A 12915-nucleotide genomic window follows, 5' to 3' on the forward strand; every position below is an offset into this window, starting at 1 on the left:
GACGGGACGGGCGGGCGCGCGGCCCGAGTCGTCGGCGTCGGGGGCCGCGGTTGCGGTGGCGGCGGCCGCGGGTACCGTCCCGGCGGCCACCGCGACGGCGACAGCTGCGGCGAGAACGGTTCGGCGGGACGGCTGCTGGGCTCTGCTCATGGGCGCGACTACCCCCAGGTGTCCGGGTCGGGACGGTTCAGGTGCACGGGCGTGCGCCAACTCGGGTGCACGGTTGTGCGCCAACTATGGAGCAGCCGACATGCCCCTGCCAGCACTTCGGCGCATGCCGCGCCCATGAATATTGGTCTTGGCCAATGGCGGCGACCGGCCCCCGGCACGGCACGGCCCCGGTGCGGGCGGGACACCGCACACCGGGGCCGTGTGATGGCAGGCTCATGTCACCTTCAGGTGACCTGCGTGTCGCCCGGGGGCTCAGACCAGGTCCATCGCCGCGACCTCGTCGGGCCGGCCGTAGCTGACCGGGCCCTGGAAGCGGCGGCGGGCGGTGGTGAACCACCACACCGTGGCGATGAGCAGCACGGCCGCGAGCGCGATCGGCGCGTAGTTGAAGGAGTCCACGGTGATCGGGGACGCCTGCGGGAGCATGAACAGGACGCTGCTGAGAAGAATCCAGATCACCGCGACCCAGCCGATCGGCCGGCCCCAGCGGCCGAGGTGCCAGGGGCCGGGCTGGAACTCGTCACCGAGCCGCAGCCGCAGGAAGATCGGCACCGCGTAGGCGAGGAACAGTCCGACCACGTTGACGCTGACGATGGCCGTGAACGCCGTGTGGGACCACCAGCCGGGGACCACCAGGGCGAGCGAGCAGGCCACGGCGAGCCAGACCGCCTTGACGGGCGTCCGGGTGCGCGGCGAGACGGAGTGCCACCAGCGGGAGCCGGGCATGGCGCCGTCGCGCGAGAAGGCGAAGATCTGCCGGGTGTTGCTGGTGAGGTTGGCCAGCCCGCAGAAGAGCATGGCGCCGATGACGATCAGCAGCATGACCTTGGCGGTGCCGACGCCGAGCCCGTCGATGAGAATCTGGACGGGCGGGGCGTCCGAGCCGGCCACCTTGGTGTAGTCGCTAATGCTGTAGACCAGCGCGAGCATCAGGATCAGGCCGGTGAGCGCCGAATAGCCGACGGCGCGGGTGATGCCCTTGGGGGCGTTGACGGTGGCCTGGACGGTTTCCTCCGACATGTGGAAGCTGCCGTCGAAGCCGGTGAAGGTCCAGCTCGTGACCAGCAGGCCCAGCATGCCGCCGTAAAGGCCGTTGGTGAAGCCGGTGTTGTTCTCGAAATGCGTGACGAAGGACGCCGACTGGTGGTGATCGGGAATCACGATGAGTGCGCCCACGATCACCACGAGTCCGATCAGCAGCCACCACACGGAAATCCGGTTCAGCACCGCGACGAGCTGGACGGTGTAGGTGTTGGCGAGGCCCTGGAGCACGATGATCAGCGCGGTGATCAGCACCGTCTGATGGGCGGTGGGCTCGTAGGAGGACCACTGCAGGGCGACGAACGCCTGGATGAAGGTGGCGGCCGCGTACCCGGTGGCGGCGGTGCCGCCGATCTGCCCCACGAAGTTCAGCCAGCCGGTGAACCAGGACCAGGCGCCCTTGTGCCGCTTGGCGAGTTTACCGGCGGAGAAATACAGCGCCCCACTCGTCGGATAGGCGGAGGCGACCTCCGCCATGGCGGCGCCGATGAACAGCACCATCACGGAGACACCGATCCAGCCGAACACGAGAATACGGGGCCCGCCCGCACTCAGACCGAATCCGAAGGACGAGAAAATACCCGAGAGGACATTGATGATGGTGAAGGAGATCGCGAAATTGTCGAACGCTTTGAAACGGCGCGTGAGTTTGCGCGGATAACCCATCGCGTGCAGGGTCGCGTCGTCGTCGAGCACGACCGGTTCCTCGGCCGCCGGAGCCTTTGCCCCTGGCGGCGATATCCGTTCCGACACTGATCTGCCTTTCTGTTGGGGGGTGGACGCGTGAGGTGCGGTCTCAGGCGGCTCCGGGGACGGGCAGCCCGCAGGCGCGCCGGGCACGGGAGAGCTGCTCGGCGGGGTCACCGAAGGCGCTCCAGGGCATGCGCGAGGCGTACGGGCCCATCGCCGCGAAGACCGCCCGTGCCTCGAACTCGCTCTGGCCCATCACCAGCGCGTGCGCGAGGTAGGCCAGGTCGAGCACCGGGGTGAAGCGGGAACCGGCCACCGTGGGCAGCCAGTTGCGGTAGGCGGCCAGCGCGGTCGAGCGCCACTGCGGCTGCTCCCAGACCCGCTCGGCGAGCAACTGGGTCGGGTTGTAGCTCTCCACCAGCGCGACCAGCGGCAGCAGCCGTAGTGCGGAGTCGGCGGGGGCGCGCTGGCTGAGGAAGGCGGCCACGTCCCAGGCAGCGTTGACCGTGCCGCCGTGCCGGGTGAAGAAGAAGGAGAGGAAGCGGTGGTGGGCCTCGCGGTGCCAGGGGTCCAGGGACAGGATGTGCGCGAACAGCCGCCAGGGTCCGGGCGGCGCGGTGAGCAGCCCCTGCGGCGCGGGTTCGCGCAGTTGGTGCAGCCGGGCCATGGTCAGCTTGGCGACCCAGGGCGTGGGGTCGTCGGGGGCGAGGGCGGTGGCGCGTTCGCAGGCGGCCAGCGCTATCCGCTCCAGTGCCTCGGCGCGTTCGTCGCGCGCGTCGGCGGCCCGCATCGCGCGCTGCACGGCCACCCGGGCCCACATCAGCGCGGCCTCGGGCGACGGTTCCTCGGCGAGCCAGCGCTCCACCAGGTCGGTGCCGGCCGCCTCCGAGGCCAGCACCAGCGAGCGGTGGGCGCGCAGGGCGAAGTCGGACCGGGTCTCGGCCAGGGCCTCACAGGCGTAGCGGTGACGCCCCGCCCGCACATCGACGCATACGCTCGCCAGGACGCGGTCGTCGGCCGCCGGGTGCCAGACGTACTGCCCCTCGAATAACTCCGCGGCCATGCTCCCCTGTCCGTCCCGATACAACGCGTCGCAGTTGTGCAGGTCGCACTTTACTCACCGGGCGACACACCTGGAACGCCGAATTTCACATATCGGTCGACGGATTCCGAGGGAGAATCTCCACCGATTGACCCCAGGTCAGCGGGCGCCTCGGGAAGTCGCGTTTTTCGGCCCCTCGGGCACCTCGCCTTCACCCCCTACTAGACTGTTTCCGGCAGAACTCCCCCACACCGCACCACACCTCGGGAATCACCATTCACGACCTCGCCCGCCGGCTGCGCGCCCTTCCCCCGTCCCTGGGGCCGGTCCGGCTGATCGGCGTCGACGGGCACGCGGGCTCCGGGAAGTCCACCTTCGCCGGACACCTGGCCGCCGCGCTCGACGGGGCCCCGGTGCTGCACCTGGACGACATCGCCACCCACGACGAGCTGTTCTCCTGGACCGCCCGCCTGACCGCCCAGGTGATCGAGCCGCTGGGTCGGGGCGAGAGCGCGCGGTACTTCCCCTACGACTGGACCCAGCGCGCCTTCGGCCCGCCCCGCGTCCTGCCGCCCGCTCCCGTGCTCCTGGTCGAGGGCGTCGGCGCCGGACGCCGGGCGCTGCGCCCGCATCTGGCGGCCCTGCTGTGGATGGAGCTTCCCGCGCCGGAGTCCTGGGCGCGCGGCCGCCGCCGGGACGGCGAGGCCCAGCGGGAGTTCTGGGACGGCTGGACCGAGGCGGAGCGCGCGCACTTCGCCGGCGACCCCTCGCGCCCCCACGCGGACCTGACGGTGCGCACGACACCCGAGGGGTACGAGGTGCTGCCAGGGCCCGCGAGCCCCCTCCGGGAGCGCCTGCCCGACCCGGATTCTCACTTACAGTGACGAGTCGTCCGCTGTGTGCTGAACTTGTGAAGACGGCCACCCCGTAAGTTCATTCAGGGCCCCAACACGGCTTGACCCGGCCCCCGTACAGGTCTTACTTTCTCCACACACGGCCCTTCGCGGGCCGTCCCGAGGACGCGAAGCCCCCGATTGTTCCCCCGTGATCGGGGGCTTCGTTCTGCCCTCAGCCGGGTTCCGGAGCGCCGAACGCACCGATTCGATCACCCTCGGTGACCGCGCCCCGTGCGCCCCGCATGCTCCCACCTCGTCAAACGCCCTCTGCGGCACCCTTCGGCAGCCGGTGCCCCCGCGGGTACGATGCCCTCGGTGCGACCTTCGGGCAGCAGCCTCGCGCACCGGCAACTCCGGTCCGCGGTACAGCGGTTCGACCGCGGCGACCGCCGAGCGCCTGCCCGGCGGGGCAACCAACGGGGGGCACGGTTCGTGGGGGACGTGATGGACTTCGGCACGCAGGGCCCCGAGGCCCCGGCCGACCTCGCCTGGGTGCGAGGCGTGGACGCCTACACGATGGGCGCCTACCCGCAGGCCGAGGAGGAGTTCCGCGCCGCGGCGCGGATGGACCCGGGGATGGCCGACGCCTGGCTCGGGCTGCACGCGCTCAGGGTCGACACGACCACCGCGCTGCTGAGGATGTTCCGGCACCGCGACCGCTTCGGCGAACAGCGCGCCCGGCACCGCCGCTCCCTCAACTCCTGGTACTGGCTGGGCTGGTGGGTGCAGCCGGTGCTGGAGAGCCCCCGCGACCTGCTGCTGGCGCACGCCTCGCACTGGCTGGACGGCCGCCATGTGCCGGAGCTGGACCGGGCGCTGGCCGGGCTGCCGCCCGTGGACACCGACCCGCAGGTGCGGTTCCTGCACGCCTGCCGCGCCTACCTGGTCAAGGACTGGGAGCAGTTGGTCCGGCACACCGACCCGCTGCTGGACGACCCCCTGCTCGGCATAGAGGCGGGCCTGTTCGGCGGCATGGCCCGCGTCCGGCTGGAGACGTACGGGCAGGCCGAGCCGCTGCTCTCGGCCGCCCTGATGCGCTGCCGCAGCGAGCAGCCGCAGCGCAAGGAGCTGCGCTACTGGCTGGCCCGCGCCCACGAGGGCACCGGCCGCAGCGCAGCCGCGCTCCCGCTGTACCGGGCCGTGCACCGGGTCGACCCGGCCTTCATGGACACCTCCGCCCGGCTCGCCGCCATCGCCGAGGGCGACGGGTACGACGACCCCGCCGACTTCGCGGCGGTCACCCTGTCCGGTGCCGGCCAGGACACGATGGACGGCCCCGACGCCCTCGACCCCCTCTTCGGCAGCGAGGGCCGCGACCTCAGGTTCGCCGAGCCCGACCTGCCCACCGGCCCGCTGCCCTCGGCGCCGGACCGCGCGGTCCGCCTCAAGAGCGGGCTCTCCTCGTCCAACCTGCCGGCCGGACCGACCGATCCGGGCTTACTGGAGGAGGCGCTGGCGGAGCTGGAGCGCATGGTGGGTCTGGAGCCCGTCAAGCGCCAGGTGAAGGCACTCTCGGCGCAGCTGAACATGGCCCGGCTGCGCGCCGGGCAGGGACTCCCGGTCCAGCCGCCGAAACGGCACTTCGTCTTCTCCGGCCCCTCCGGCACCGGCAAGACCACGGTGGCCCGCATCCTCGGCCGGGTCTTCTACGCCCTCGGCCTGCTCGGCGGTGACCACCTGGTGGAGGCCCAGCGGGCCGACCTGGTCGGCGAGTACCTGGGCCAGACCGCCGGGAAGGCCAACGAACTGATCGACTCGGCCATCGGCGGCGTGCTCTTCGTGGACGAGGCGTACGCGCTCTCCAACTCCGGGTACGGCAAGGGCGACGCGTACGGCGACGAGGCGCTCCAGGTGCTGCTGAAGCGGGCCGAGGACAACCGGGACCACCTGGTGGTGATCCTCGCCGGGTATCCCGAGGGCATGGACCGGCTGCTCGCCGCCAACCCCGGTCTGTCGTCCCGCTTCACCACCCGCGTGGACTTCCCCTCGTACCGCCCCCAGGAACTCACCGAGATCGGCCGGGTGCTGGCGGCGGAGAACGGGGACGCGTGGGACGAGGAGGCGGTCGAGGAGCTGCGCTCCATCGCGGGGCACGTGGTCGACCAGGGCTGGATCGACGAGCTGGGCAACGGCAGGTTCCTGCGCACCCTGTACGAGAAGAGCTGCGCGTACCGGGATCTGCGGCTGTCCACCTGTCCGGGCGTCCTTTCCCGCGAGGACCTGGCCACCCTGCGCCTGCCGGACCTCATGCAGGCGTACGGCGAGGTGCTGTCGGGGCGGGCGCCGCAGGACCCGTCGGCGATGTGACGGGCCCCGCGGCCAATATCCACTAGGTGGCCAGTGCCTGCTCCGGGTCGCCGCTCTTGCGCGGCCGGGCCGGGGCCGGGCGCACGGGTACCGGTTCCGTCCTCGGCGCGGGCTGAGCGGTGTCCGGGTGGGCCGGGTCGTGGACCTCGCCCACCAGCAGCTCCAGCGCGTCCTCCAGCGCGACCAGGCCCAGCACGCGGCCGGAGGCGTCCGCCACCTGGGCCAGATGCGTGGCGGCCCGGCGCATGACGGTCAGCGCGTCGTCCAGCGGGAGTTCCGCCCGCATCGTGGCCATCGGGCGCCACACGTGCTGCGGCACGGCGCGGTCGGAGTCCTCCAGGTCGAGGACGTCCTTCACATGCACGTACCCCATGAAGGCGCCGGTGCCCGCGGCCACCGGGAAGCGGGAGTAGCCGGTGCGCGCGGTCAGCTCGACGATCTCCCCCGGTGTGACCGAGGGCGGCACCGTCACGAGGGTCTCGCGCTTGAGCAGGACGTCGGTGACCGGGCGGGAGCCCAGTTCCAGCGCGTCCTCCAGACGCTCCTGCGCCTCCGGGTCCAGCAGCCCGGCCTGGCTCGAGTCCTCCAGCAGGCGGTTGAGCTGCTCGCTGGTGACGACGGCCTCGACCTCGTCCTTGGGCTCGACCCGGAAGAGCCGCAGGATGCCCTGCGCGCAGGCGCCGAGCGCCACCGTGACGGGCTTGCAGATCCGGGCGAAGTACACCAGGCCGGGGCCGAGCCACAGCGCGGCCTTCTCGGGCGCGGCCATGGCCAGGTTCTTCGGCACCATCTCACCGATGACCAGGTGGAAGAAGACCACCGCGGCCAGCGCGATCACATAGCCGAGCGGGTGGATCACATCTTCGGGGAGACAGACGGCCTCGAACACCGGCTCCAGCAGATGGGCCACGGTCGGCTCGGCCACCGCGCCCAGGGTCAGCGAACAGACGGTGATGCCGAACTGGGCGGCCGCCATCATCTGCGGCAGCCGCTCCAGACCGTGCAGCACCTGACGGGCGCGCGCGGTGCCGACCGGCTCGATCTGGCTGCGCCGGACGGAGACGAGCGCGAACTCGGCGCCGACGAAGAATCCGTTGGCGAGCACGAGCAGCGCGGCGAAGAGGAGTTGGACGACGCTCATCGGGCGGCCTCCGTCTGCTGGGCGACGGGCGCCGTCCGGACCAGGCGGACCCGCTCGGCGCGGTAGTGGCGGACCTGGCGCACGGAGAGCCGCCAGCCGGGCAGTTCGGCCCGGTCACCGGGGGCCGGGATACGGCCGAGCAGGTCGGCCACCAGCCCGGCGACGGTCTCGTACGGCCCCTCGGGGGCGTCCAGGCCGATGCGGGCGAGGACGTCGACACGGCAGCCGCCGTCCACGTCCCATGCGGGGCGGCCGTCCTCGGGCGGGGCGGGGGCGACTTCGGGCACCACCTGGCGGTCGTGCTCGTCGCGGACCTCGCCGACCAGTTCCTCGACGATGTCCTCCAGCGTGACCACGCCCGCGGTGCCGCCGTACTCGTCGACGACGACCGCGATGGGCTGCTCGCTGCGCAGCCGGGTCAGCAGGGGGCGTACCGGCAGGGTCTCGGGGACCAGCAGCGCCTTGCCGGCGATCCGGGCGACCGGGGTGCGCAGGCGCTCGGCGGCCGGGACCGCCAGGGCGTCCTTGAGGTGGACCATGCCCACGATCTCGTCGATCTTCTCCCGGTAGACGGGGAAGCGGGACAGGCCGGTGGCGCGGGTGAGGTTGACGACGTCCTCGGCGGTGGCCGAGTCCTGGAGCGCGCTGACCTTCACCCGTGGGGTCATGACGTGCTGGGCCGTCAGGTCGCCGAGGGACAGGGTGCGGACGAACAGGTCGGCCGTGTCCTGCTCCAGTGCGCCGGCCCGGGCGGAGTGCCGGGCCAGGGAGACCAGTTCGCCGGGGGTGCGGGCGGATGCCAGCTCGTCGGCGGGCTCGACACCGAGGGCGCGCACCAGCCGGTTGGCGACGGTGTTCAGCACGGAGATCACCGGCCGGAACAGCCGCGAGAACACGTGCTGCGGGCCCGCGACGAACCGCGCGACCTGGAGCGGCTTGGAGACCGCCCAGTTCTTGGGGACCAGCTCACCGACGACCATCTGGACCGCGCTGGCCAGCAGCATGCCGACCACCACCGCGACGCCGGAGGCCGCGCCATCGGGGACGCCGAGCGCGCCGAGGGGGCCGCCGAGCAGGTCCGCGAGGGCCGGCTCGGCGAGCATGCCGACGACGAGCGAGGTGATGGTGATGCCGAGCTGGGTGCCGGAGAGCTGGAAGGAGAGTTCCTTCAGCGACTCCACGACCGTACGGGCGCGCTGGTCGCCCTCGGCCGCGGCCTGCTCGGCGTCCTGGCGCTCGACGGTGACGAGGCCGAACTCGGCGGCCACGAAGAAGCCGTTGGCCAGGATCAGCAGGAAGGCCGCTCCTAGGAGCAGCAGGGGAGTGCTCATGATGCCGCCGCCTCCGCGTGCACGCGGGCCGGGTGGTCCGCGGTATGTCGGCAGGGGGCGGCGCAGGTACTACAGGACGATCCGTCCATCGCCGGAGAGGGTCACTCCTCGGATAGCAGGGAAAACCTCCGTGCGCCGGGCGTGGCACGACGGAGGCGGAGGCGCGTCGGAAAACGCCTCCGCCAACAGATTAGTCAAGACCGGGGCAGGTGCGGCAAGGGCGACCGCCCCTGAATGGCCTCCGGTCCGGGATCCCGAGGGGCCCCGGAGGCCGCACTGGACCCGCCGGAACCTCAGCTCCGGGGGAACTCGGGATCGCGCGGCGCCTGCTGCTCCACCAGAGTGCGCAGGCTCCGCGCGTCGGCGATGGCGCGCTGCTTGGCGACGCCGGGCTGGATGCCGAGCGCGGCCAGGCTGGTGCCGTCGCTGAGGTCGAGGAACACCCAGGGGTCACCCGGACGCAGGTTGACCCCGACGATCTCGGCCCAGGCCAGCTTGCGGCTGCCGGCGATGTTGACGACCGTGACGCCGGACTCGTCGGCGACGACCTTCACCCGCGCCAGCCGGGCCAGCACCCAGGCCATCAGGGCGCCGGTGACGATGAAGCTGAGACGCTCCCCCGGCCCCATGTCCAGCAGGAAGGCGACGGCGGCGACGACCACGAAGATCGCCAGTCCGGCGGTGAGCAGGATCACGCGGGTGCGTTCCGGCCGGAAGGTGACCGGGAGGCCGGGCGGGGCGGGGGGCTGGGAGAGCTCGGGCATCTGACTCGCGGTTCCTCAGAGACGGCAGGCGTGGATGGCCGTGGTCAGAATGGCCCGGGCCCCGATGGCGTAGAGGTCGTCCATGATCCGCTGCGCGTCCTTGGTGGGGACCATGGCACGCACGGCGACCCAGCCCTCGTTGTGCAGCGGGGAGACGGTCGGGGACTCCAGGCCCGGCGTGAGCGCGACGGCCTTCTCGAGCTGCTCCACGCGGCAGTCGTAGTCCATCATCACGTACGTCCGCGCGACCAGGACGCCCTGGAGGCGGCGGAGGAACTGCTGGACCTTGGGCTCGTCGGTGTCGGCGCCGGTGCGGCGGATGACGACGGCCTCGGACTTCATGATGGGCTCGCCGAAGACCTCGAGCCCGGCGTTGCGCAGCGAGGTGCCGGTCTCCACCACGTCCGCGATGATCTCGGCCACGCCCAGCTCGATCGCGGTCTCCACCGCGCCGTCGAGGTGGACCACGGAGGCGTCGATGGCGTTGTCCGCGAGGTGGCGGGCGACGATGCCCTCGTAAGAGGTGGCGACCGTGCGGCCCTTGAGGTCGGCCGTGCCGGCGAAGGTGCCGGGGCGGGCGGCGAAGTGGAAGGTGGAGCGGGCGAAGCCGAGCGGGAGGATCTCCTCGGCGCCGGCGCCGGAGTCGATCAGCAGGTCCCGGCCGGTGATGCCGATGTCGAGCTGCCCCGAGGAGACGTAGATCGCGATGTCCCGGGGGCGGAGGTAGAAGAACTCGACCTCGTTCACCGGGTCCACGGTGCGCAGTTCCTTGGACTCCCGCCGCTGCCGGTAGCCGGCCTCATGCAGCATGTCCCCCGCAGGTCCGGACAGGGAACCCTTGTTGGGGACGGCGATGCGCAGCATGAGGTCGGCTTCCTTCGTGTGACGGGGTGGTACGGCGGGTTTGGCGTACGGGGCGACGGATCACAGATGGGCGTAGACGTCGTCCAGCGAGATGCCGCGGGCGACCATCATCACCTGGACGTGGTAGAGCAACTGCGAGATCTCCTCGGCAGCGGCTTCCTTGCCCTCGTACTCGGCGGCCATCCAGACCTCGGCGGCCTCCTCGACGACCTTCTTGCCGATGGCATGGACGCCCTTGCCGACCAGTTCGGCGGTGCGGGAGGTGGCGGGGTCGCCGTTGGCTGCCTTGTGCTGGAGCTCGGTGAAGAGCTCCTCGAACGTCTTATTGGACATGGTGGTCCTCAGCCTACGCGGTCCGGGCGGGGTCTCAGTGCCAGGGTTCGGAGACCGAACGGAGCGTGGCGGCCGTGGCCACGGCCGCGGTGACCGCCTCGTGGCCCTTGTCCTCGCTGGAGCCCTCGAGGCCGGCGCGGTCCAGGGCCTGCTCCTCCGTGTCGCAGGTGAGGACACCGAAGCCGACGGGGACGCCGGTCTGCACCGAGACCTGGGTGAGGCCCTGGGTGACGCCCTGGCACACATAGTCGAAGTGGGGGGTGCCGCCGCGGATGACGACACCGAGGGCGACCACGGCGTGGTAGCCGCGGTCGGCCAGGACCTTGGCGGCGACGGGGAGTTCGAAGCTGCCGGGGACCCTGATCAGGGTCGGCTCGTCGATCCCCAGGTCGTGCAGGGCGCGCAGGGCGCCGTTCACCAGACCGTCCATCACCTTGTCGTGCCACTGCGCCGCGATGACGGCGACCCTGAGGTCGCTGACGTTGCGTACGGACAGTTCCGGTGCACCCTTGCCGCTCACGTTGCTCCTTCGCGCTGTTCGCTCTGTTCGCTTACTGGTTGCCGCAGGTGGACACGGCGGGGGTGTCCAGCCAGGGCAGGTCATGGCCCATCCGGTCGCGCTTGGTGCGCAGGTACCGGACGTTGTGCTCGTCGGCGTGGACCGGCATCGGCTCGCGGCCGGTGACCTGGATGCCGTGCCGGGTGAGCGCGTCGGTCTTGTCGGGGTTGTTGGTCATCAGCCGGACGTCACGCACGCCGAGGTCGGCCAGGATCTGGGCGCCGGCCGCGTAGTCGCGGGCGTCGGCGGGCAGGCCGAGTTCCAGGTTGGCGTCGAGGGTGTCCCGGCCGCGCTCCTGGAGTTCGTAGGCGCGCAGCTTGGACAGCAGGCCGATGCCCCGTCCCTCGTGGCCGCGCAGGTAGACGACGACTCCCCGGCCCTCGGCGTGGATGCGGGCGAGGGCGGCGTCGAGCTGGGGGCCGCAGTCGCAGCGCCGGGAGGCGAAGACGTCGCCGGTGAGGCACTCGGAGTGGACGCGGGCGAGCACGCCGGTGCCGTCACCGATGTCGCCATGGACGAGCGCGACGTGTTCGACGCCGTCGGGGGCCCGGTAGCCGTAGGCGGTGAAGGTGCCGTGCCGGGTGGGCAGGCTCGTCTCGGCCTCGCGGCGGACGGTGGGCGCGACCACAACAGGCGCTGTCACGGCCTGGTCGGCCTCGGCCTCGGGGGCGCGGAGATGGGTGACGAGGTCCGCGATGGAGATGATCGTCAGCCCGTGCTTGCGGGCGAACGGGATCAGCTCGGGCAGCCGCAGCATGCGCCCGTCCTCCCCGGCGATCTCCACGATGGCTCCGGCCGGGCGCAGTCCGGCGAGGCGGGCGAGGTCGACGGCGGCCTCGGTGTGACCGTCGCGGACCAGGACGCCGCCCTCGCGGGCGCGCAGCGGGAAGATGTGGCCGGGGCGGACCAGGTCGGTGGGCTGGGCGGTGCCGCTCGCCAGCAGCTTCAGGGTGGTGGCGCGGTCGGTGGCGGAGATGCCGGTGGTCACGCCGTGCGCGGGCGAGGCGTCCACGGAGACGGTGAAGGCGGTCTTCATGGACTCGGTGTTGTCCTCGACCATCTGCGGCAGCCGCAGCCGGTCGAGTTCGGCGCCCTCCATGGGGGCGCAGATCAGGCCCCGGCACTCGCTCATCATGAAGGCGACGATCTCGGGGGTGACCTTCTCGGCGGCGATGACGAGGTCGCCCTCGTTCTCGCGGTCCTCGTCGTCCACGACCACCACGGGCCGGCCCGCGGCGATGTCGGCGACGGCCTGCTCGACGGGGTCGAGGCGGAGGTCTTCGATGCTGTCACCGGGGTGCAGCGGGGGTGCCGAGGTCATGCGGGCGTTCCTTCCAGGACGGGCCGCGCGTTCCTGCGGGAGCGCAGCCACCAGTCGCGCATGCCCCACAGGACGAGCGCGCCGTAGATCACGTAGACGAAGCCGGAGAAGGCGTAGCCGTTGGCGAAGTTCAGCGGGACGCCGACGACGTCGACGAGCAGCCAGGCGATCCAGAACTCGACCATGCCCTTGGCCTGGGCGTACATGGCGACGATGGTGCCGACGAAGATGTACGCGTCCGGCCAGGGGTCCCAGGACAGGGACGGGTACGCGGTGAAGAGGAGCGCGACGGCGACGGTGCCGGCGGCGGCCGCCGCGGTCATGGCGGCGCGTTCGCGCCAGGTGGCGAAGCGGGGGGCGATGTGGCCGTCGGCGGCCTTGCCGCGGCTGCGGCTCCACTGCCAGAAGCCGTAGACGGCGACGGCCATGACGACGACCTGCTTGCCCGCGCTGCC

Annotated in this window: 11 protein-coding genes and 1 pseudogene; 2 read left to right on the top strand and 10 right to left on the bottom strand. The window is 71.8% G+C overall.

Annotation, left to right across the window (positions count from 1 at the left end; genetic code table 11):
• Positions 1-423 precede the first annotated feature (423 nt).
• Both GT030_RS14310 and GT030_RS14315 read right to left on the bottom strand, forming a co-directional pair.
• On the bottom strand, positions 424-1965 hold the full coding sequence (locus GT030_RS14310) for an amino acid permease (RefSeq protein WP_161201437.1): 1542 nt from the start codon (positions 1963-1965) through the stop codon (positions 424-426).
• Between the two features lie 43 nt (positions 1966-2008).
• Positions 2009-2965 (bottom strand): hypothetical protein, encoded by a 957-nt coding sequence (locus GT030_RS14315; RefSeq protein WP_161201438.1) that lies wholly within the window; start codon positions 2963-2965, stop codon positions 2009-2011.
• Between the two features lie 254 nt (positions 2966-3219).
• Here GT030_RS14315 and GT030_RS14320 point away from each other — a divergent pair.
• Positions 3220-3850 (top strand): annotated as a pseudogene (locus tag GT030_RS14320) (hypothetical protein).
• A gap of 434 nt (positions 3851-4284) precedes the next feature.
• Positions 4285-6147 carry an AAA family ATPase gene (locus GT030_RS14325; protein ID WP_161201445.1) on the top strand — a complete coding sequence of 621 codons (1863 nt, stop codon included), beginning with the start codon at positions 4285-4287 and terminating at the stop codon, positions 6145-6147.
• 22 nt (positions 6148-6169) lie between these two features.
• Here the strand turns inward: GT030_RS14325 and GT030_RS14330 are convergent, their stop codons facing one another.
• The 8 genes from GT030_RS14330 to GT030_RS14365 form a co-directional block, all read right to left on the bottom strand.
• Positions 6170-7288: a hemolysin family protein gene (locus tag GT030_RS14330; RefSeq protein WP_161201439.1), complete on the bottom strand. Its 1119-nt coding sequence runs from the start codon at positions 7286-7288 to the stop codon at positions 6170-6172.
• Positions 7285-8619: a hemolysin family protein gene (locus GT030_RS14335; protein ID WP_161201440.1), complete on the bottom strand. Its 1335-nt coding sequence runs from the start codon at positions 8617-8619 to the stop codon at positions 7285-7287. The genes GT030_RS14330 and GT030_RS14335 overlap by 4 nt, the downstream gene beginning before the upstream one ends.
• 293 nt (positions 8620-8912) lie before the next feature.
• Positions 8913-9383: a PH domain-containing protein gene (locus tag GT030_RS14340; RefSeq protein ID WP_161201441.1), complete on the bottom strand. Its 471-nt coding sequence runs from the start codon at positions 9381-9383 to the stop codon at positions 8913-8915.
• Positions 9384-9398: 15 nt separating this feature from the next.
• Positions 9399-10247: an ATP phosphoribosyltransferase gene (hisG, locus tag GT030_RS14345; RefSeq protein ID WP_031180210.1), complete on the bottom strand. Its 849-nt coding sequence runs from the start codon at positions 10245-10247 to the stop codon at positions 9399-9401.
• A gap of 60 nt (positions 10248-10307) precedes the next feature.
• Positions 10308-10580 carry a phosphoribosyl-ATP diphosphatase gene (locus tag GT030_RS14350; RefSeq protein ID WP_020117406.1) on the bottom strand — a complete coding sequence of 91 codons (273 nt, stop codon included), beginning with the start codon at positions 10578-10580 and terminating at the stop codon, positions 10308-10310.
• A 34-nt stretch (positions 10581-10614) separates the two neighbouring features.
• A complete protein-coding gene (ribH, locus tag GT030_RS14355) occupies positions 10615-11100 on the bottom strand; it encodes a 6,7-dimethyl-8-ribityllumazine synthase (RefSeq protein ID WP_135792795.1) in 486 nt (161 codons plus the stop codon).
• 31 nt (positions 11101-11131) lie between these two features.
• A complete protein-coding gene (locus tag GT030_RS14360; protein WP_161201442.1) occupies positions 11132-12460 on the bottom strand; it encodes a bifunctional 3,4-dihydroxy-2-butanone-4-phosphate synthase/GTP cyclohydrolase II in 1329 nt (442 codons plus the stop codon).
• On the bottom strand, positions 12457-12915 hold a 459-nt coding region (locus GT030_RS14365), incomplete at its 5' end, for a nicotinamide mononucleotide transporter family protein (protein ID WP_161201443.1). The genes GT030_RS14365 and GT030_RS14360, both read right to left, overlap by 4 nt.

It is taken from the genome of Streptomyces sp. SID1328 (assembly GCF_009865595.1).
GTDB classification, from domain to species: Bacteria; Actinomycetota; Actinomycetes; order Streptomycetales; family Streptomycetaceae; genus Streptomyces; species Streptomyces griseoluteus.